This is a genomic window from Bradyrhizobium sp. BR14999 (assembly GCF_056106085.1).
Genome location: NZ_CM148536.1, coordinates 5,519,039 through 5,538,309 on the forward strand (window position 1 = coordinate 5,519,039; position 19,271 = coordinate 5,538,309).

At 63.1% G+C, this 19,271-nt stretch carries 25 protein-coding genes and 1 tRNA gene; 12 read left to right on the forward strand and 14 right to left on the reverse strand.

Annotated features, from left to right (window positions below; translation table 11 throughout):
- Positions 1–1,008: 1,008 nt before the first annotated feature.
- From ACR9YP_RS25710 to ACR9YP_RS25735, 6 genes are all read right to left on the reverse strand, one after another.
- Complete coding sequence (locus ACR9YP_RS25710) at positions 1,009–1,308, reverse strand: hypothetical protein (protein ID WP_474217459.1); 300 nt, start codon at positions 1,306–1,308, stop codon at positions 1,009–1,011.
- On the reverse strand, positions 1,305–1,601 hold the full coding sequence (locus ACR9YP_RS25715; protein ID WP_474217460.1) for a hypothetical protein: 297 nt from the start codon (positions 1,599–1,601) through the stop codon (positions 1,305–1,307). Before ACR9YP_RS25715 ends, ACR9YP_RS25710 begins: the two co-directional genes overlap by 4 nt.
- Positions 1,598–1,729 (reverse strand): hypothetical protein, encoded by a 132-nt coding sequence (locus ACR9YP_RS25720; protein ID WP_474217461.1) that lies wholly within the window; start codon positions 1,727–1,729, stop codon positions 1,598–1,600. The genes ACR9YP_RS25715 and ACR9YP_RS25720 overlap by 4 nt, the downstream gene beginning before the upstream one ends.
- Positions 1,730–1,744: 15 nt before the next feature.
- On the reverse strand, positions 1,745–2,365 hold the full coding sequence (locus ACR9YP_RS25725; protein WP_474217462.1) for a hypothetical protein: 621 nt from the start codon (positions 2,363–2,365) through the stop codon (positions 1,745–1,747).
- A gap of 110 nt (positions 2,366–2,475) precedes the next feature.
- The gene (locus tag ACR9YP_RS25730) at positions 2,476–2,685 is read right to left on the reverse strand and encodes a hypothetical protein (RefSeq protein ID WP_474217463.1); all 210 of its coding nucleotides are present in this window, start codon (positions 2,683–2,685) and stop codon (positions 2,476–2,478) included.
- A gap of 181 nt (positions 2,686–2,866) precedes the next feature.
- Complete coding sequence (locus tag ACR9YP_RS25735; protein WP_474217464.1) at positions 2,867–4,123, reverse strand: tyrosine-type recombinase/integrase; 1,257 nt, start codon at positions 4,121–4,123, stop codon at positions 2,867–2,869.
- A 324-nt stretch (positions 4,124–4,447) separates the two neighbouring features.
- Here ACR9YP_RS25735 and ACR9YP_RS25740 point away from each other — a divergent pair.
- Positions 4,448–4,532, forward strand: a tRNA-Arg gene (locus tag ACR9YP_RS25740).
- Between the two features lie 7 nt (positions 4,533–4,539).
- Here ACR9YP_RS25740 and ACR9YP_RS25745 read toward each other — a convergent pair.
- The gene (locus ACR9YP_RS25745; protein ID WP_438108471.1) at positions 4,540–5,823 is read right to left on the reverse strand and encodes a hypothetical protein; all 1,284 of its coding nucleotides are present in this window, start codon (positions 5,821–5,823) and stop codon (positions 4,540–4,542) included.
- 125 nt (positions 5,824–5,948) lie between these two features.
- Between ACR9YP_RS25745 and ACR9YP_RS25750 the strand changes: the two genes are divergently transcribed.
- Together ACR9YP_RS25750 and ACR9YP_RS25755 are read left to right on the forward strand one after the other, a co-directional pair.
- Positions 5,949–6,176 (forward strand): DUF2171 domain-containing protein, encoded by a 228-nt coding sequence (locus ACR9YP_RS25750; protein ID WP_438108472.1) that lies wholly within the window; start codon positions 5,949–5,951, stop codon positions 6,174–6,176.
- A 197-nt stretch (positions 6,177–6,373) separates the two neighbouring features.
- Positions 6,374–6,643 carry a hypothetical protein gene (locus tag ACR9YP_RS25755; RefSeq protein WP_245473792.1) on the forward strand — a complete coding sequence of 90 codons (270 nt, stop codon included), beginning with the start codon at positions 6,374–6,376 and terminating at the stop codon, positions 6,641–6,643.
- A gap of 242 nt (positions 6,644–6,885) precedes the next feature.
- Here the strand turns inward: ACR9YP_RS25755 and ACR9YP_RS25760 are convergent, their stop codons facing one another.
- Positions 6,886–7,074: a hypothetical protein gene (locus ACR9YP_RS25760; RefSeq protein WP_438108476.1), complete on the reverse strand. Its 189-nt coding sequence runs from the start codon at positions 7,072–7,074 to the stop codon at positions 6,886–6,888.
- Positions 7,075–7,211: 137 nt separating this feature from the next.
- Between ACR9YP_RS25760 and ACR9YP_RS25765 the strand changes: the two genes are divergently transcribed.
- Entirely contained in the window at positions 7,212–7,373 is a 162-nt protein-coding gene (locus ACR9YP_RS25765) for a hypothetical protein (RefSeq protein WP_474217465.1), read from the forward strand.
- A gap of 300 nt (positions 7,374–7,673) precedes the next feature.
- Here ACR9YP_RS25765 and ACR9YP_RS25770 read toward each other — a convergent pair whose 3' ends face one another.
- From ACR9YP_RS25770 to ACR9YP_RS25780, 3 genes are all read right to left on the reverse strand, one after another.
- Positions 7,674–8,435, reverse strand: a complete 762-nt coding sequence (locus ACR9YP_RS25770) for a hypothetical protein (protein WP_474217466.1) — start codon at positions 8,433–8,435, stop codon at positions 7,674–7,676.
- A 188-nt stretch (positions 8,436–8,623) separates the two neighbouring features.
- Complete coding sequence (locus ACR9YP_RS25775; protein WP_474217467.1) at positions 8,624–8,836, reverse strand: membrane protein; 213 nt, start codon at positions 8,834–8,836, stop codon at positions 8,624–8,626.
- A 76-nt stretch (positions 8,837–8,912) separates the two neighbouring features.
- Positions 8,913–9,149 (reverse strand): hypothetical protein, encoded by a 237-nt coding sequence (locus tag ACR9YP_RS25780; RefSeq protein WP_438108483.1) that lies wholly within the window; start codon positions 9,147–9,149, stop codon positions 8,913–8,915.
- Between the two features lie 264 nt (positions 9,150–9,413).
- Between ACR9YP_RS25780 and ACR9YP_RS25785 the strand changes: the two genes are divergently transcribed.
- A complete protein-coding gene (locus ACR9YP_RS25785; protein ID WP_438108485.1) occupies positions 9,414–9,761 on the forward strand; it encodes a DUF6481 family protein in 348 nt (115 codons plus the stop codon).
- Between the two features lie 119 nt (positions 9,762–9,880).
- On the opposite strand, the gene ACR9YP_RS25790 is transcribed toward ACR9YP_RS25785, so the two are convergent.
- Entirely contained in the window at positions 9,881–10,123 is a 243-nt protein-coding gene (locus ACR9YP_RS25790) for a pentapeptide MXKDX repeat protein (RefSeq protein WP_028150975.1), read from the reverse strand.
- A 309-nt stretch (positions 10,124–10,432) separates the two neighbouring features.
- On the opposite strand from ACR9YP_RS25790, the gene ACR9YP_RS25795 reads away from it, so the two are divergent.
- From ACR9YP_RS25795 to ACR9YP_RS25805, 3 genes are read left to right on the forward strand one after another with little or no spacing between them, the layout of a single operon-like run.
- The gene (locus tag ACR9YP_RS25795; RefSeq protein ID WP_370987388.1) at positions 10,433–11,455 is read left to right on the forward strand and encodes a TRAP transporter substrate-binding protein; all 1,023 of its coding nucleotides are present in this window, start codon (positions 10,433–10,435) and stop codon (positions 11,453–11,455) included.
- Positions 11,452–12,006: a TRAP transporter small permease gene (locus ACR9YP_RS25800; protein WP_474217468.1), complete on the forward strand. Its 555-nt coding sequence runs from the start codon at positions 11,452–11,454 to the stop codon at positions 12,004–12,006. The genes ACR9YP_RS25795 and ACR9YP_RS25800 overlap by 4 nt, the downstream gene beginning before the upstream one ends.
- Positions 12,003–13,361, forward strand: a complete 1,359-nt coding sequence (locus ACR9YP_RS25805) for a TRAP transporter large permease (RefSeq protein WP_474217469.1) — start codon at positions 12,003–12,005, stop codon at positions 13,359–13,361. Before ACR9YP_RS25800 ends, ACR9YP_RS25805 begins: the two co-directional genes overlap by 4 nt.
- A gap of 106 nt (positions 13,362–13,467) precedes the next feature.
- On the opposite strand, the gene ACR9YP_RS25810 is transcribed toward ACR9YP_RS25805, so the two are convergent.
- Positions 13,468–14,151 (reverse strand): GntR family transcriptional regulator, encoded by a 684-nt coding sequence (locus ACR9YP_RS25810; protein ID WP_474217470.1) that lies wholly within the window; start codon positions 14,149–14,151, stop codon positions 13,468–13,470.
- Between the two features lie 204 nt (positions 14,152–14,355).
- Between ACR9YP_RS25810 and ACR9YP_RS25815 the strand changes: the two genes are divergently transcribed.
- The 4 genes from ACR9YP_RS25815 (at position 14,356) to ACR9YP_RS25830 (ending at position 18,250) form a co-directional block, all read left to right on the forward strand.
- Positions 14,356–14,964 carry a TRAP transporter small permease gene (locus ACR9YP_RS25815; RefSeq protein WP_128941721.1) on the forward strand — a complete coding sequence of 203 codons (609 nt, stop codon included), beginning with the start codon at positions 14,356–14,358 and terminating at the stop codon, positions 14,962–14,964.
- Positions 14,964–16,229, forward strand: coding sequence for a TRAP transporter large permease (locus tag ACR9YP_RS25820; RefSeq protein WP_474217471.1), 1,266 nt, complete (start codon positions 14,964–14,966; stop codon positions 16,227–16,229). The genes ACR9YP_RS25815 and ACR9YP_RS25820 overlap by 1 nt, the downstream gene beginning before the upstream one ends.
- Positions 16,230–16,252: 23 nt before the next feature.
- Entirely contained in the window at positions 16,253–17,236 is a 984-nt protein-coding gene (locus ACR9YP_RS25825) for a TRAP transporter substrate-binding protein (protein ID WP_128941629.1), read from the forward strand.
- An 87-nt stretch (positions 17,237–17,323) separates the two neighbouring features.
- On the forward strand, positions 17,324–18,250 hold the full coding sequence (locus ACR9YP_RS25830) for a dihydrodipicolinate synthase family protein (RefSeq protein ID WP_474217472.1): 927 nt from the start codon (positions 17,324–17,326) through the stop codon (positions 18,248–18,250).
- A 108-nt stretch (positions 18,251–18,358) separates the two neighbouring features.
- Here ACR9YP_RS25830 and ACR9YP_RS25835 read toward each other — a convergent pair whose 3' ends face one another.
- Complete coding sequence (locus ACR9YP_RS25835; RefSeq protein WP_474217473.1) at positions 18,359–19,270, reverse strand: hydroxymethylglutaryl-CoA lyase; 912 nt, start codon at positions 19,268–19,270, stop codon at positions 18,359–18,361.
- Between the last annotated feature and the right edge of the window lies 1 nt (position 19,271).

The window sequence follows — 19,271 nt, forward strand, 5'->3', positions numbered from 1 at the left end:
CAGCCGCCGATCCACCTAGATTAACAATGAATTCCCGCCGCCGCATGTGTCCTCCTGTAAGGGCCACGCCTCTGGGAATTGGAGACTAGCACTTCGTCGCCTTGCTGTGAGGGTTATTGAGGAGCCCGCCCGCTCCCGTAGCCGCCGAGAAAGAAACGGACCGCGTGTCTGGCCGCTTAGGGTCGCATGCGGGCGTGGCGGCACTATAACTCCATGATCCGCTCGCACCCCGCGAGCAGACGTCAAGGCGTAGCAGCAGAGAGGCAGCTTCGGGCCAGAAGCTGACGTTAGCTCGGCTCATCACGGAAAGGCCCCGTTAGGAGAGAGCACACTCCCATGCACACCGCTCCAGCCAAAACGAGGGGAGCCGATATGGACTGTCCTCTCGTTATCGAGAATAAGAGAAAAGCCACAGTCGCCGCGCCAACGGTTGCACTTAGAGGTGCCCTGATCTGGAGGGGCATGAAATGCGCGAGATAACCGTCAACCGGCCCGGTAACGATCGAGACAACAAGCGAGAACATGAAGGCCCAGACTACGCCTTCTTCAGGAACTCTTCCGGCAGCTAGTTCGATCACGACGGCCGATGCTACACAAAGCGTGGGGCCGAGGAGCGAGAACACGAGAGTTCTCCTCATTGTAACCGACCGCTGCGGACCCAACATCCTGTACGTCATGAACAGCGCGAACGCGATCATCACGACAAATAGTATCGATGTCACTGGCACGGTGAGTCCTCACTGCAAACTGCGGCTTATCGTAGGCCAGCCAGGTCAACTAGACACCGAGCCAAATGCTAAAATTTGAGGAACAGGTCGGCTTCGGGTCAACAGTGCCCGTTTTGGCCGCGGGCAGTCAGGTCCGGTCTACCCTCAACTTCGGAAACGCCAGGCATCGGTCAGAAGGTCGCGAAGGCCAGGGCGACATGTTGGATCCGGCTCCAAGTGCCCGCTTGACGACCGAAAGCGGATATGCCGAAGATCCACGATTAAAGGATGGCTTCGATCTCTACGGATTGATGGTCACGAACCCCGACGTGCACGTCACCTTGACGCCGTGCCGCTGAATCGGAGGAAAGGCCGACCACGAGAGCGCACCCGACGGGAAAGTCACCGTCGAGTTGGCGGAGACAGTCACGGCCGGATAGTTGAACGTGTTGTCATCGGACGAGATGACTGCCCCACAGCCGGCGCCCGCCTGAACGACGAGCTTGGCAGCGCCGTTGTTGTTGAGTTCGAAATAGGTGGAATCACCCGCCTGCAGGCGAACAGCGTTCCAGTCCTTATTCTCGGTGGTGCGGTACTTCACGGCTTGAACTCCTCGATTTGACGATCCGACAGCGCGACGGCTCGGTCGTGCCAGTCACTGACGATGATGCGAGGTGCGAACTCAAAATGTTGCAGAGCGCGCAACCCGTCCTCCAACCGATTGCGCGAGGCGAAATGCCAAGAGCGGATAGCTTCGCCCTGGCAAACATTCTGATTCATCAAAGTGCGATCAACCGCCGCCAGGCGCGCCCACGCCTCACGGAATGCGCCGAGTGCTTCGACGTAGGCCGCGCCGGCCGCCTCGCGCTCTGCCTGAAGCTGCTGACGGTTCACGGCGTTTTCCGCGGCTGGTCGATCCCGAGCGATTTCTTGAGCGGCGCGGGCATCGGCTTCTGAACCGGCGGCGCCTGGCGCGGATCCTTCGGCTCGACGATGCGGAAATCAGGGGCAACTTTGGTCATAGGGATCCTCTCGGTTTACGCGGCGAGCGCCGTTTCGCGCTCGACGTCGGCGACGATGTGCCGCTGATCAGGCACGGTCTGATTCAGGAAATCGTTCAGGGCATGGGAATTCGGCAGTTCGGCCAGGTCGCATGCGGCCTTGCTCAGTTCGGCTGTGGCGTTCGTCAGAAGCCGCACCGCGTCGCGCTCGGCGTCCAAGGCCGCCGTGGCGCCGGGCTGCACGAGATCGATTGCGCGACTGCGCGCGGCTTCGACGGTCTCGGCGTCGGCACCGACGAGTTCGGGCGCTTCGAGGAGTGTCTGCAGATAGAGCGCCGACATTGTCGGGATTTGAGCGCGCAGCTCTTTGCTCGACTTTGGCAGTCTGTCACGCACCTGGCCGCGCAGCACGGCGCCGGCCGCGTCGGTCTTGTCGATCGCCGGCAACTGGATCTTGGAGCGCTTCTCGTCGATCCGAGCGGCGAGCCGCTGCACCGTGGCGCTCGCGCGGATCAATTCCCATGCGCTCTTGCCGAGAAAGGAACGTGCCTCCTTCGTCCGGCCCTGCGCGCTCAAATCGGGGTTGCCGCGGACGTTAGCCGTGGTCGCGAGGATATCGCGATGAAGCTTCACGACGCGGGTGATTGCGCCGCGCACCGCGACGTCAGAAATGCTGGCGGCCTGGCCTTCGAGGAAGTCAAAGTAACGAGCGTGCATATTCGGTGTCCTGAATGTTGGAGATCAGCGTCGGATGTTGACAATCAACATCAGGCCGCGTTTGCGCGCGGCGTTGCGGTGGGTTGGAAGCTGGCGAGGAAGGTGGGCACGTGCAGGCCCCATCGACCGGCGATATTTCGCGCGCCAGGCACGCGACCACTTTCGAGGGCGTGAAATGCGCCCTTCTCGGTGCGGCCGATCATTTTGCTGATGGCCGCTGCACCCCAAATGAATTCGTTCTCGATGCTGTCGAGTTTCACGACGCGAGTCTCCGTAAGGCTCGCCGCGGACATGAAAAAGCCGGGAGGCGAGCACCTGTGTGCTTGCTTGCTCCCGGCAGCGTCCCGCTGTCGTAAAGGACCGCTAGGCGTCCCGCCCTGGTCCCGTAGAGAGTGTCTTGCTGACCAATCCTGCCATATACTCCCTTAAAAATTCGTTTACCTAACCAAACTTCCCTTCGGCCGCGGCCAGTTCTTCGGCGTGATCGGCGCGCGGGATCAGATGGGCGTAAGTGTCGATCGTGATCTGAATGGAGGCGTGCCCGATTCGCTCAGAAAGCTCTTTGAGGTTCAAACCGAGTCCAACCGGCGGCCGGGCGAGACACCAACTCGCGAAGTAATGCCGCAAGCTGTGTGCGCCCGTGTATTTTGCTTTTGCGACGGGCCTGCCCTCCTCGTCTCGCTGCGGCTTTCCGCTTGCGTTCAGCACCGGCACCGTGATGCCGGCCTTTTCCCAGGCTGGAATGAGGCCGCGCTCGATGATGTTCGAGTGGGTTTCAACCTTTCCAGATCCATTCGGGAAAACGAGATGCTGTTGCCCATCGTCCTTCGGACATTGCAGCTTCCAAGCCTTGAGTGCCGCCAGGGTCTTCGGCGGGATCGGCACATTCCGTTGGCTATCCGCAGATTTCGGGTTGCCGATTGTGTTGTAGCGATCCGCCCGCTGGCGAACATGCAGCTCGCTCTTTTTGAAGTCGACGTCCTGCCATTTGAGCCCACGTAATTCGCTCGCGCGGAGTCCACAGCGAATCGCCGTCAGGAAGAAAGCTCGCCACCGCTCACTGTCCGTTTGCTGCAACAAAGCGTCGACTTCGCGCGGTTCCGGGATGTCTCGTCCGATGACCAGCTTGCGCTTTTGTCGGCGCTCGACCTTCCGTTTTCGGCGGCGGTTGGCCGTCATGGAGCGGACGACGTTGTGCCCTACCTTCCCGCGCTCCAAAGCGTCGCTGAGCAGGCTGGAGAGCGAGGTCGTGACCTTCTTGACCATCGCCGCCGAGCGCGGCTCTGCTTCGCTTTGGCCCGGTGCGGGAATGCCGTTTCGTAGCTTGTCCTGCCAGTCACGCACGATCGCAACCGTCAGCGCGGCGAGTTTCAGGCCGCCGAGATACGGATTGATGTGGAATTTCAGGTGCTGACGGTACTGATCGACGGTCGACCGTTCGAGATCGCCACACCCGTCAATCCAAAGGTCGCCGGCCTCCTCTACTGTGATGCTCCGGCTGGCCGGCGTATGGACGCCCTTTTTCACGTCGATCCGGACTTGCGCCTGGAAATCCTCGGCGTCCTTCTTGCGATCGAACGTCTTGATGTGGCGCGTGCGCTTTCCACGGGCGTCCCGCTCGGCGGTTGAATATTGGACCACGTAGGCTGACCGCTCCTCTTCCGCTTCGGTCTTCCACGTCCTTTTCCTGATCGACATGTTGCGGGCGCCTACTCTACGACCTTGAAATTAGTCCGGAGGTCACTGAGCGCCTGGGCGTATGCTCGATCGACAAGATCGTGAAGTACCTTTCTCCCTACATCGTGATCAAGGCCGCCCGGACCCACCACCCTCGCTTTAAAGAAATTGAGAGCAGCGGCCGTGAGCGCCTTTTCGGCCACATCACCTTCGCATTTCCGGCTGCACGTTTCCCCGGCGTGACTGATTGGTCCGCCGCAATTCACACAATGCTTGATCGACATGTTGCACCCTGCCCTTGAGACCTGCCGGGAGGATACGGTAGGCGCAACAAAAGCGCAACATGAAATCAAATTATTCAAGAAAATCAGTTCTTGATAGCGGATTTCTACTCCGCGGGTTGCAGGTTCGAGTCCTGCCGGGATCGCCAGCCTTGTTCATCTTCCAACCTCAGCCTGATGCATCGTCCACCACCGGGCGATGGCCGCGGCCAGATTATTCCACAGCTCCGTCGGCAAATCCGGCACGGCCACCCGGACGCTATACTGGTCCGTGGTCGCATCGTGAAACCACTCGGTCGCGGCGAAGTCGAAACCGAAGCTGCCGGCGTGACGGATGGGGAAGCCCTCGCCGCGCAGTTCGTTGCTCATGTCTTCGGCGGCCTGTCGCGCGCTCGCCTCGTCGAGCGGGCGTCTGCTCCGAAGCGTCACGTAGAGGCCGTGGGTGAAATGGAGCTCGGCCGACAGCGCCGGGAGCTTCGCGGCAAAATATCGGGCCGTGCTTCGTCCGTTGCGCAAGATCGCCGCAACGCGCCTTTTGGTCAGAGCCCAGTAGGTCGCACTGCCCGCAAAGGGCGGGAAGTGTGCCGGCAACGCCGCGCCGCCGAGAAGCCGCACCGCTTTACGCGTTTCGGCGGCGAGCCCTTTGCAGTCAAGGCGCCCCGCCCGCTGCTCGTGCTCATTGCCGTGCACGAAAACCGCCGAGCCGAGCCGGCCATATTCCGCTCCGAGCGAATCGAGCTTGTTGTGGCTTCGCACCAGCACCAGCGGAATTCCGTATCGCCGGGCCCACCGCAGGACACGCCTGATGCGACCCGATCTGCCGGCGAAACAGGTCGTGTCGAAAACCAGGAGATCGAGCCCCGAGCCATCACTACGCAGCGCGGCCTCGAAAGCGCCGGCAAAGGAGCAGGAATCCAGCATAAGCATGCGCGGAGAATTCGCCCTGGCAAACCCATCGCCTAGCGGAAGCTTCAAGCTCACGAGCTGCAGATGAGGGACAAAGCTCCGGATCAGCTCCAGCGTCTCGCCGTAGGAGCCTGGGAGCACGATAATGTCAGACTTGTCGACGATCTGCGCGGAGGCAAGGAGCACGGCGGAGAGCGCGGCCATGCCTGACGCGGTGTAGATCGCCGTACTCGTACAGCCGCACTCGAGCTCATAAAACGAAGGACCGCGTACCCTGAGATCGGCGCGCTGGTAGTCGTAACTGAACTCGAACGGCCCGCTGGAAGGATCGGCCGCATGCGACCAGGCCGTCTCCGTCGCCTTCCACTCATGCAGCTCATGCTCTGCCCTCAGCGCCGCAGTGATCTGGAATTTGGACCTGACGACCTCGTCGACGGATCGTGGACGTGCCAAATCGAGCCGGTTCCTCAGACAATCATTCAACAGCCTGAGTTCCTGATGCTTTCGTTCCAGATAGGCTGCAAGCGTCTCCATGCGGATCTTGGATAGGTGCCATCTGCAACGTCAACGTCCGGGCCTTGCGTTGGGTCCAGCATCTGCCCGCGCGGTCTGCAACGAAGGCCGCTCTTCGCAGTTAAAGACTGTGCAAGGAGGACATCATGGCTGATATCAGAGAGCACATGAAAATCATCGGCAAGGACGGCGCCCATGTCGGCACCGTCGACCGCGTCGAGGGTAATCGCATCAAGCTGACCCGGAAGGACAGCCCCGAGGGTCACAAGGACCATCATCACTATATCGACATGAAATATGTCGGCGCGGTCGAGGGCGACGTCGTCAAACTGTCGATGAATGCCGACGCCGTGCCGAAGACGGAAGCGGCATAAGACAATAAGCCCCTTCCGGGGCTTTTTCTTAGTTCATGGAGCCGCTTCGAGCCTCGCCGATTCGAGGGGCATTCCGATCTTGTCGCAGTTCAAGAAAGCGTGCGCAGGCCTGTTCGGCTGCCCGGAGAGCCCTACCTATCCGGCATGCAAAAGGGCCGTCGAAGGATATTGTGATGCCGCCATCCGATTGGACAAGAATGGCCATCACATCCGGGGTTGCCGCCACCGCCATGGCGTTTTTGGCGATTGACGCTGCCGTGGATGTGAGCCCGGGCGGCATCGCAAAGCGCCTTGAAGTGGTGCAAGCTTCTCTTACGGACGCCGCAGTCGGTCACCATCAACTGGCCTTCGCCGTTCGGGCCTGGGCGCGTGGAAGCGACCAGACGCATCGTCCGGCCGCCTATCAAACATGCATCGAGCGTCACGAGCACAGGCCGCAGCCGGGAGGCATCGATCGCGGCGTTTGACGGCAGCAGTTGGCGCTGCTGCCCGCGCAGCATCATGCGGTCGATCCTGTTCAGGATGAAGCGGGCTGAATCCCCGTGAAAAATTCTGTGCGTCGTGGAACGAGACCACCACCGGCACGTTGGATGTGGCGAAATAAGGTGGTGCCGACCTACCAGCCCCGGTCGGCTTTGAAGGACCCCGTGCTTGTCCCCCGAGCACGGGGTTTTTCTCGTCGCGAATGAGGCTGCCGGCCGCAATGCGGCTAGTCCGTCCGCTCCTCACGCCGATCGCGGGCGAGCTGGTGCCAGGCCAGGGCCAGCTGGATCAGGCGTTGCCGATCGGCGCCTTCGGACGCTGCGGCCCGCCTCATCGCGGCCTCGGCCTCGTGCTGTGGATCGTACTTGCTGCACATGAGGCTGACCGTATAACCGGCCGATCTGGACAAGCGCATGGCAATTTCGCCCGTATGATTGCGGGGTACTTTCCTCGGCATCCAAGGCACGTTTGAGGGTCTGTGAACTGCGTCACAGCCTGCACCCCGTATGTCCGCTAAACAGCGCTCCAACGCTCCACGGTGGTGTTCAGGTCATGGCACACAAAGCAGCAGCCGAAGTGGTCGTCCCGACGCAACGACAAAGGTCCGACCTGCTCGGCATCGCCTATCTCGGCACCATCACCATCGTGATGCTGGCCTGGATCGGCGGCCTGGTCTGGGCCGCGATGGCGTTCTTCAACTGGCTGGTGTCTTGACGCGCAAGGCGCCGAGCCTGCCGCGAGTGAGCGCGCGACGCCGATCGCGCGCTAGAACAAATGGGGCAACATCTGCGAGAGTTTGATCCCGCCGCAAACGATGATGGCCCACAACGCCACGCTGATCTGGATGGCATCCAGCATGTCCCACATCCCCCGCGAATTGTCCCGACGTTTTTTCTTTTGAGACTTGCGCGAGGCGGCAACGAGTGCCAGCGCTAATTTGAAGCCATCGCCGGCGCGTAAAAAAAGAGGCAGGCCTCGGCCCGCCTCTGCTGCTTCAGATCCAGCTTGGAAAGCTCAATAGCACGCGCGGGGATCGGCCTGCACATACTGGCCGTTCGGATAGCGGTAATAGCAAGTGTCCTGCGCCCAGTAATAACCGGGCTGAGATGCGGCCGTAGCGCCGGCAATTGCTCCCGTCGCCCCGCCGAGAACCGCGCCTGCGGCAGCTCCCGTTGCGTTGCCCGAGAGCAGGCCACCCAGCACGCCGCCGACGATGGCGCCGCCCAGCGCGCTCGCGCCGGGATCGGCCGGCGGCGGAGGCGGAGGTGGCGGCGAATATGCGACCGGAGGTGGGGCATAGGCCACCGGCTCATCGTCGATGTAGTCCTCTGAAATGTAGGCCGGCGGGCCCGCCATCCGCTGCGGATAATAATACCAGACGCCGCCAACGTCCCACCACCAGCCGGACCGACCGTTGCGGACTTCGTGACGCCAGCGCCCGCCGTCCCAGGCGAGATTGCCGCGATAGGCGTGTCCGCCCCAGTCACGCGCCGGAGCGGGACCGCGCGCATAACGTCCCGGCGGCGGACCGCCGGCGTTGCGCGGGCCGGGACCGGCATGGGGCTGCAGCGCGGGCCGGGCCGCCTGCCGCGGCGGAGGCTCCTTGCGCATGTTCTGATTGGTCTGGGCCGGCGCGCCTGCGGCCGGCCTTGCCGGCAGTTGGCCGGCGTCCCTCGTCGGCCTGGCCTCCTGCGCCTGCGCCTGCGCCGACAGCGCGAGCAGCGACATGGCCGAAACCAAGGGAATGATGATCTTCACGCGGCTGGACGCACTCATGCGTGCTTGCCCCCCTACTCTCGATTGCCGTGGTCCATGGCGCGATAGACGATTCGCTTCACGCCGGGCTGATGCCGGCCGACATAACTGACCTGCTTGATCGGCTAAGTCCCGTTACAAATGATTAAGATCAGAGCAATTTTTTGGCCCCAAAAGGGCTGCATGCAGAGGGTCGCGCCGGACCGCTCCTAGCGCGCCGGCTCGATCACATTGCAATTGGTCCGCCCCGACATCAGGCAGTCCTGCATCTTGCTGGCCGAAGTGAGGTCGCGGGCAAGCCACCAGCCGACGCCGAGGATCAGAAGCGCGATGATCAAGCCGGCCACCGCGCCGCGGCGGCTGTCAGGGGGTAGAGGTCTTCTAGGAGATGTGGGCTTCTGGCCCGGTTCAGGCTTGGACATGGCTACCTGATTGCGCAACCGGACTGGCTTTATCACCTCTGCGGCAGCCCGTCACATCCCGGTCAGCCTCGCGCGCTCAGCCCCGGGTCTGCCGGATCGCGTCCTTGCGCGAGGTCTCGACGGCCGGAATTGCCTCCTGGACCCGCGGTGCACAGGTTGTGAGCACGAACGCTGTTTGGGTGCATTCCCAATCCGCACCGAGAACGGCGCTCTCGATTGGCTGCGGACGGGCTAGCAGCAACGCGGCGCAGGCCAGCGCCGCCACCACGAAGGTGGCTGCGAGCGCCTTCAGGCTCAGTCGGAAGATCGTCATGCCCGTGCTCCGTCTCGTTGGGGGCGGACGCTAGGCGCCGCTCCGCATGCTCCCCTATGAGGGACATCACAATTCGGCAGTTTTTCCGGGCTACGAGATCGTCGGGGCTGGCGATTTTTCGTTGACCTGGTCGGCTGCGATTATGGGTGGCTTCGCGACGCGCGCCGATGTACACGCTTCTGCGTCGCGTGGCGCCTGCTATGCCCAGCCGACGTACCAACAGGCACTGATGTAGGATTGAAAGCGAGGAAGACAAGGCTCGTAATGAGTGGATTCAGGGAACCCGGCTTCGCAGACCGGCAAAAGGCGGCACAGGACGCCCGCAAAAATCTTTTGAACAAGTTCAAGTCGCAGCCGGGTCCCGATGATCCGGCCGTTGCGGCACGCCGCGCCGAGCGCGAGGCCCTCGCGGCCAAGCGCGCCGACGCCAAGGCTGCGCGCGAAGCCGAAAAGGCCGAGCAGAAGCGCCTCGAGGAAGAAGCCAAGGCCGCCGAGGCCTCGCGAATTGCACGCGAGGCCCAGGAAGCCGCCGAAAGGCAGGCAGCCCTGGAAGCCGAGCAGAAGGCCAAGCGCGATGCCCGCTACGCGGCCCGCAAGGCCAAGCGCAAGTAACGCTCAAAAGTAACGTTCAATTGAAATTGAACCACTCCGGGGCGGTCCGTGGGGGCCGCACCCGGAATTCGAAATCGCGCGGCTCGCCTCAGGCGAGCGTTGCGCGACGAGGACGAGGATCAATTCTTCTTCATCATCCCGTCGTCTTTCTTCATTCCGTCCTTCGACATGTGATCCTTCTTCATGCCGTCGTCCTTGGACATGGTATCCTTCTTCATGCCGTCCTTGGACATCGTGTCCTTCTTCATCATGCCGTCGTCCTTGCCCATCTTGTCCTGAGCAAAGGCGGCCGGCGACAGCGCGAGGCCAAGCGACAGAGCGGCAGCCGAAACGCCGAGCACGATGCGGGTGCGAATGGTCATGAGCAGTCTTCCCTTCGAGATGGTGTTGGTCAGCGACGGATGCCGCTATCCTGTCTCGACGGATTGCCACGCGGCGTTGTTACGCGCTCGCCGATAAATTTCCGCGATATCGCGCCATCCTTTGGTGCAGGCCCGCGCGGATCGGAAGTGTGCAGCGCAGCACGACCGGCACTTGCCGCGACATTCGGTCTCGAACTATCAGATGAGAGATCATCGGGTGAAAGACCGGCTAGGATGGGCCTACGCGCCGGTCTCAAAGACCAGACCCGACCCAAATCACCAAACAAGAACGTCCAAGGGGATCACACCATGCTTACGCGCCGTCATCTGATCGCGACTGCCGTCGCCGCACCCGCCATTCTTCGTTTCGGCACCGGTACGGCGCAGGCCGCCACCACGCTGAAGATCTCGCACCAGTTCCCGGGTGGCACCATCGACAAGGGCGATTTCCGCGACCGGCTCTGCCGCATGTTCGCCGCCGAGGTCGCCAAGCGCAGCAATGGCGATATCGCCGCCGAAATCTATCCGAACTCCTCGCTGATCAAGACCAACGCGCAGTTCTCCGCGATGCGCAAGGGCGCGCTCGACATCAGCCTCTATCCGATGCCCTATGCCGGCGGCGAGTTGCCGGAGACCAATATTGGTCTGATGCCGGGCCTCGTGACCACCTATGACCAGGGCCTGCGCTGGAAGAAGGAGCCGGTCGGCAAGGCGCTGACCGACTTCCTCGCCGACAAGGGCATCATCCTGCTCACCTGGGTCTGGCAGGCCGGCGGCGTCGCCAGCCGCTCCAAGCCGATCGTCGCGCCGGAAGACGCCAAGGGCATGAAGGTGCGCGGCGGCTCGCGCGAGATGGACATGGTGCTCCAGACCGCCGGCGCCTCGGTGCTGTCGGTGCCTTCGAACGAAATCTACGCAGCGATGCAGACCGGCGCCTGCGATGCTGGCATCACCTCCTCGACCAGCCTGATCTCGTTCCGTCTCGAAGAGGTCGCGAAGTCGCTGACCTCAGGCGCGGGCACCTCCTACTGGTTCATGCTCGAGCCGCTGATGATGTCGAAGGCGATCTTCGACAAGCTGCCGAAGAACCATCAGGACATCCTGCTGGCGGTCGGCACCGAGCTCGAGGCCTTCGGCCGCAAGGGCGCGCAGGACGACGACATCGAGGTCGCCAAGGTCTATGAGAAGGCCGGCGCCAAGGTCTCGGTGCTCGACGCCGCGACCGTCGGCAAGTGGCGCGACATCGCCCGCGACACCGCCTGGAAGGACTACAGCGCCAAGACCGCGACCGCTGCGAACCTGCTCAAGCTCGCCACCGACGTCGCGGCATGAGCCACGGTCCGCTTCCGGATCGTGATGACCTGCCGAACGCTGCCGCAAGGACAGGCCTTGCGGCAGCGATCGATCGCGGTCTCGCCGTCCTCAACAGCATCATCATCGTGTTCGCCGCGATCGCGTTGGTCGCGGCGTGTACCATCCTGAGCTACAGCGTGCTGAGCCGCGCCCTGTTCAAGGCCGCCAATTACTGGCAGGACGAGGCCGCGGTGTTCCTGCTGGTCGGCGCGACCTTCATGACGGCGGCCTACGTGCAGCAGAACCGCGGCCACATCGGCATCGAGGCCTTCGTCGGCCTGCTCTCGCCGTTCGCGAACAAGGTCCGCCTCTGGCTGGTTGACGCCGCAACGTTCCTGTTCTGCGCCTTCTTCACCTGGAAGTCCTGGACGCTGGCCCATGAAGCCTATGTCGACGGTCAGGTCTCGAACTCGATGTGGTCGCCGCCGCTCGCCATCCCCTATTCGCTGATGGCGCTCGGCATGAGCCTGCTTTGCGTCCAGATCATCGTGCAGCTTGCGCTGCCTTTCGCAGGAGCCAAGCGTCCATGAGCGTTTTCGGTATCGGCCTCGCCTACGGCATCGCGACGCTGCTCGTGATGTTTTCGGGCATGCCGATTGCGTTCGCGCTTGGCGCGGTCGCAGTCGTGTTCATGGGCATCTACATGCCCGCAGCTTCGCTCGATACGGTGACGCAGAACGTCTACGAGGAAATGGCTTCGATCACGCTCTTGTCGATCCCGCTCTTCATCCTCAAGGGTGCCGCGATCGGCAAGTCGCGCGCCGGCCAGGATCTCTATTCGGCGCTGCATGCCTGGCTGCATCGCGTGCCCGGCGGACTTGGCGTCGCCAACGTGTTCGCCTGCGCACTGTTTGCGGCGATGGCGGGCTCTTCGCCTGCGACCTGCTCGGCAATCGGCTCGGCCGGCATCCCCGAGATGCGCAAGCGCGGCTATTCCGGCGGCTTTGCTGCCGGCATCATCGCTGCCGGCGGCACGCTTGGCATCCTGCTGCCGCCCTCGATCACCATGATCCTGTTCGCGGTCGCCGCCGAAAAGTCACTGGGGCGGCTATTCCTCGCCGGCATTGGGCCCGGCCTGCTGCTGGTCACCCTGTTCGGCGTGTATGCCGTGATCCGCTTCCGCCGGGAATACAAGGCGGCCGAAGCGATCTACAAGAACGGCGGACCGCAGGCCGCGATCCTCACTCGCGACGAGTATACGCTCGCCGAACGCTTCAGCCTGCTGCCGCGCGTCATTCCCTTCGTGCTGCTGCTCACCGGCGTCATGATCGCGCTCTATGGCGGCTACGCCACGCCGTCGGAAACCGCCGGCCTCGGCGGCCTCCTGGCGCTGGCGCTGATCGCGGCGATCTACAGCGTGTGGCGGCCGAGCGATCTTGCTCCGATCATGCGGTCGACGATCCGGGAATCGACCATGCTGATGATGATCATCGGCATGTCCCTGCTCTACTCCTACGTGATGAGCTATCTGCACATCTCGCAATCAGTCGCCGAATCCATCGTCGCGATGCACCTGCCGCGCTGGGAGTTGCTGTTCGCGATCCTCGTCATGGTCGTGGTGCTCGGTTTCTTCCTGCCGCCGGTCTCGATCATCCTGATGACGGCGCCGATCATCCTGCCGCCGCTCCGCGCCGCCAATTTCGACATCATCTGGTTCGGCGTGGTCATGACCATCGTGATGGAGATGGGGCTGATCCATCCACCGGTTGGCCTCAACATCTTCGTCATCCGCAACGTCGCGCCCGACATTTCCCTGAGCGAGGTGATCTGGGGCACGCTGCCCTTCGTGCTCCTAATGATGGCCGCCGTGCTGCTGCTCTGCTTCGTGCCGGAGATATCGACCTGGCTGCCCGATCTGGTGATGGGGCCGGACGGGAGCAGGTAGAGACATTCGCAACTGCCGTAGGGTGGGCAAAGCGCAGCGTGCCCACCATCTATCGCAGACGTTGAAGGGGTCTGGTGGGCACGGCGCAAATGCACCTTTGCCCACCCTACGAATTCTCCTTCCGGCGTTGCTTCGGCGCGATCGCGACCACCTGCAACAGATCCTTGCGCACCGCCTCGATGTGCCGCTCCAGGAAGCGGCAGGCCTCCTCGATCTTCTGCGCACGGCACAGCGCGATCAGCTCGGCGTGCTCCTTCTCGGCGATCCCCATCGCCTTGGTGTTGGAGAGCTGGAGGCGAGTGTAGCGGTCGCTGGTCTGGAGCAGTGACAGCACGATCGCGCGGGTGCGCGGCTGCGGGGCGTGAACGTAGAGCGCCATGTGGAAGTCGGCGTTGAGTTGCCCCCATTCGCTGACGTTCCTCGCCTTGATCGCCTTCTCGAAGCTCCGGTGGATGTCGGCAAGCCCGTCGAAATCATCAGCGGTGAAACGCGGCGCGGACTGCGCCAGAAGGCGCGGCTCCAGGATCCGGCGCAAGTCGAACACGTCGTTGATCTCATCCAGTGACAGTTCGGAGACGATGGCGCCCTTTTGCGGCACGATGCGCACCAGCCCCTCGGCCTCGAGCTGGAATAGCGCCTCGCGAACGGGGATACGGCTGACGCCATAGGCCTCGCCAAGCGCATCCTGCCGCAGCTGCGATCCCGCCGGATAAGTGCCGTCGAGGATCGCCTGCCTGAGCTGGTCGACGATCGCAGCCGACAGCGTGCGATGCTTCAGAGGCTGTTTCATCTGACCTTCTGTCTTCCTTCGCGACTCATCCGACCGAAGCGGTCCCTCTCTTGCATGTTGAAGGGCCCAGCAAAAGCCGTTGCAAGAGCGCGGACTGCCGCCGAAATGACCGCAATCTCCGTTTGACACCTCGAATGTATAAATTATACATTTGAGGATAGCACGACAAATCTCGGGGTTGGGGCCTCCATGATCGAGCAGACGATGCCGGCCACACGCGCATTCAGCGTTCGACGCTTCATCGTGCGCGCGTCCAGCGCCCTGCTCGCGGTCGAGCGCCTCGCGCTGATGGGCCTGATGTACCTGCTCACCGGATTGATCCTGGTGAACGTCGTCACCCGCTACTCGCATTTCCCGATCTATTGGATCGACGAATCCGCGGTCTATTGCGTGGTCTGGCTGACCTTCATCGGCGCCTCCGCGATGACGCGGCTGCGGCTCGATTTCGCGGTGACCATGCTGACGGAGCGGCTTTCGCCGCAGCACCAGAAGCTCGCCAAGGTGATCTCGACCGGCCTCGTCGTCGTGTTTGGCGCCGCCTTGATCGTCACCTGCGTGCTCTGGATGGACCCGGTAGGTCTCGCCCGCGCCGGCTTCGACGGGCGCAAGCTCGCGGCCGAAACCTTCAACTTCCTCTATACCGAGCACACCCAGACGCTGAACTGGCCGACCTGGATACTCTATCTGACGCTGCCGATCTTCGCGGTGTCGATGACCATTCACGGCCTCGCCAATTTGCTGGAAGATCTCGGGCTGGTCCCGCGCGTCACACCTAAGGGCTTTCAGCTCTCCGAGCTTGACGGGGTCAACTGATGATCACGTCAGCAGCCTTCATGGCGTTCATGCTGGTCGGCGTGCCGATCGGCCTCTGCCTGTGCCTCGCCGGCCTCGTCTACATCGCCGCATCCGGCAACCCGGTGCTGTTCCAGTCTTACCCGCTCCAGCTGTTCGGCGGCGTCGACAGCTACGGCCTGATCGCCATTCCGCTGTTCATCCTGATCGGCGAGATCATGAACGGCGGCGGCATCACGAGGCGCATCGTCGACATGGCTATGGCATTCGTCGGCTCGTTCAAGGGCGGATTGGCCTACGTCAACATCCTCGCCAATATGTTCATCTCCTCGATCCTGGGCTCTGCGACCGCGCAGGTCGCGATCATGGCCCAGATCATGGTCCCGGAGATGGAGAAGAAGGGTTACGACAAGACCTTTGCGGCGGGCCTCACCGCCTATGGCGGCATGCTCGGCCCCATCATCCCGCCATCGGTGATGTTCGTGGTCTACAGCGTGCTGGCGCAGGTCTCGGTCAGCGACATGCTGATCGCCGGTATCGTGCCGGGCGTCATCCTCACGGTGATGTTCTGCCTCGTCATCGCGCTGATGGGCTACGTCTACAACTATCCCCGCGCGGATTATCAGACGCCGCGTCAGCGCATCATGACGATCCTGCGGACGTCTCCGACACTGCTGATTCCCATCGTCATCGTCGGCACCATTCTCGATGGGCTCGCCAACGCGACCGAATCCGCCGCCGTCGGGGCCGTCGCAGCAGCACTGGTCGGAAAATTCTGGACCAAGGAGTTCGAGTTCTCCCAGCTGCCGCAGATGATGCTGCGCAGCGCCATCTATTCGGCGATCGTGCTGTTTCTGGTGGCGGCCGCGGCGGTGTTCTCCTGGGTCCTGATCTTCGGCAAGGTGCCGCAGGAAACCGCCGCCTGGATCCAGACCGCCGCCAAGGATCCCGTCAGCTTCATGCTGATCTGCAACGTCATCCTGCTGGTGATCGGCACGGTGATCGACGGCATTCCCGGCCTGATCATGACGGTGCCGATCCTGCTGCCGGTGGCGACCGACGTTTATCACATCGACCCCCGGCATTTCGGCGTCGTGGTGGTGATCAATCTCGTGCTCGGCCTGCTGTCGCCGCCGGTCGGCCTTTGCTTCTTCGTCGCGGCCGCAGTCACCGGCGCCAAGCCCGGCAAGATGTTCATGGTGACGCTGCCCTTCTTCGTCATCGCCTGCGTCCTCCTCGTGCTGCTTTCGCTCTACCCGTCGCTCTCGCTGATCCTCGTCAAATAGGCCCATCCAAAAGGAGCCCGACCATGCCGCTTTCACGTCGCCGCTTTCTCGCCGCCAGTGCCGCCGCATCGGTGTTCGCGCCGTCGCTGGCGCTCGCCCAGGCCAAGGAATTCCGCCTCGGCCTGATCACGCCCAACGGCCATTCCTGGAACAAGGCCGCGCTCAAATTCGGCGACGATCTCAAGGCCGCCACCAGCGGCCGCCTGACCGTGAGCGTGTTCCACTCCGGCCAGCTCGGCAACGAGCCGGCGATGATGCAGCAATTGCAGTCCGGCGCGCTCGACATGGGCTTCATCCAGGCCGCCGAGCTCGGCTCGCGCGTGCCGCACATCGCCGCGATCAACGCGCCCTACATCGTCCGCTCGACGCCGGCGGTCGCAAAATTCGTGCGGCATCCGGCAGCGGTCAAGCTGTTCGAGGTGCTGCCGCAGGAGACCGGCACGATCGGGCTCGGTTGGGGCATCACCGGCATGCGCGCCGTGTTCTCGTCCAAGGACCTGAACACGCTGGCCGACATTCGCGGCATGAAGCTGCGCATCAATCCGACGCCGGTCTATCGCGATTTCTATTCCTCGCTGGGCGCAGCGCCGACGCCGATCCCGACGCCGCAGGTGTTCGACGCCATGGCCAACGGCCAGGTCGACGGCCTCGAGGCCGATCTCGAATTCTCCTGGAACCAGCGCTTCGACAAGGTGTCGAAGGTGATCCTCCAGATGAATGCCGTCTTCATGCCGATGGCGGCGGTCGTCTCCGGTCGGGTCTGGCAGTCGCTGCCCGCAGCTGACCGCGAGCTGATCACCAAGACGATCAGGTCGACGCTGGACGTGCAGATCGACGAGCTCGCCGGCAATGAGCCAGCGCTGATCGAGAACTTCAAGAACGCGCCGATCCCGATCCGCCAAGTCGATGCCAAGGACACCGAGGCCGTCATTGCCGAGTTCGACAAGATCTGGCTGCCCAAAGCCCCCGTCCTCGCTGAGCTGCGCAAGGTCGGCGCGACGCTCTGATCTTAGCCGCCATCCTCTTCACAGTACCCGGCGGATCCAGCCCCCCGCCGGCCCAATCTACCTTGCAAATCTACTTGGAGTGAAATCATGAGCCGCCGCGTTTCCTGGGAAGGCGTCTTCCCTGCCGTCACCACGCAATTCAATGACGACCTGTCGCTCAATATCGATGCGACCGCCAAGGTCATGGATGGCCTGATCCGCGACGGCGTCTCCGGCCTGATCGTCTGCGGCTCGGTCGGCGAGAACACTTCGCTGGAGCGCAAGGAGAAGGTCGCGATCATGGAGGCCGCGAAGTCGGTTGCGGCCGGCCGCGTGCCCGTGTTGTGCGGCATCGCCGAATTCACCACGGCCTTTGCGGTCGAGACTGCCAAGGAAGCCGCGCGCGTTGGCATTGACGGCGTGATGGTGATGCCGGCGCTGGTCTATTCCTCCAAGCCGCACGAGACCGCCGCGCATTTCCGCGCCGTCGCCTCCGCGACCGACCTGCCCGTGATGCTCTACAACAATCCGCCGATCTACAAGAACGACGTCACCCCGGACATCCTGGTCTCGCTCGCCGACGTCGACACGGTCGTCTGCTTCAAGGATTCCTCCGGCGATACGCGGCGCTTCATCGATACCCGCAACATGGTCGGCGACCGCTTCGTCTTGTTCGCAGGCCTCGACGACGTCATCGTCGAGAGCGTCGCCATGGGCGCCGTGGGCTGGGTCTCCGGCATGTCGAATGCCTTCCCGCGCGAGGGTGAGACGCTGTTCCGCCTCGCCAAGGCGGGGCGCTTCGCGGAGACCATGCCGCTCTACGAATGGTTCATGCCGCTCTTGCATCTGGACGCACGTCCGGACCTCGTCCAGTGCATCAAGCTGTGCGAGCACATCATGGGCCGCGGCACGGCACTGACGCGCCCGCCTCGCCTGGCGCTGCTGCCGCAGGAGAAGGCCGAGATCGAGGCCATGATGGCCAAGGCGCTGAAGAACCGGCCGCGCCTGCCGGATGTGGGCTTGAAGGCGGCCTAGGCGAAAGCTCTCTCCGTCGTCATTGCGAGGAGCTCTTGCGACGAAGCAATCCAGAATTTTTCCGCGGAGGGACGCTGGATTGCTTCGCTACGCTCGCAATGACGAGGACTAGGAAACAGCGCGCTTCCGCTTGGCGTTCAGCGCGGACGCGACGCGGCTCACGGGCGGCTTGCCCAGCACGCCGCTCATCTCGTTGGTCGCCGCCAGCAGCTTATCCATATCGACGCCGGTCCTGATGCCCATGCCTTCGAGCATGTAGACGACGTCCTCGGTCGCGACATTGCCGGTCGCGCCGGGCGCGTAGGGACAGCCGCCGAGGCCGCCGGCGGCAGCGTCGATGATACGGACGCCCTCCTCCATCCCCGCATAGAGATTGGCGAGCGCCTGACCGTAAGTGTCGTGGAAATGCATCGCGAGATTTGCGGGCGGGATGTTGGCGGCTACCGCGCGCAGCATCTGCTTCGCTTTATCAGGCGTGCCGACGCCGATGGTGTCGCCGAGCGAGATCTCGTAGCAGCCGAGCTCCCAAAGCGTAGTGGCGAGATCGGCGACTGCCTTCGGCTTGATCTCGCCGTCGAAGGGGCAGCCGAGCACGCAGGAGATATAGCCGCGCACCCTAACGCCGTCGGCCTTGGCGCGCGCGAGCACGGGCTTGAACCGCTCGATGGACTCCGCGACCGTGCAATTGATGTTGGCGCGCGAAAAGCCTTCCGAGGCTGCCGCAAACACCGAGACGACCTGCGCGCCCGCGGCGCGGGCGGCGTCGTAGCCCTTCTCGTTCGGCACCAGCACATGGAATTCGGCATCCGTCAGGTGGCTGACGCCGCGTAGCACGGCGTCCGAGCTTGCCATTTGCGGGATCGCCTTGGGCGAGACGAAGGCACCGACCTCGACTGTATGGAGGCCGGCCTCTACCAGCGCCTCGACGAAGGCGATGCGCGCCTCGACACTCACGGGCGTCTTCTCGTTCTGGAGCCCGTCGCGCGGTCCCATTTCGATGATGCGGACTTGATCGCTCATC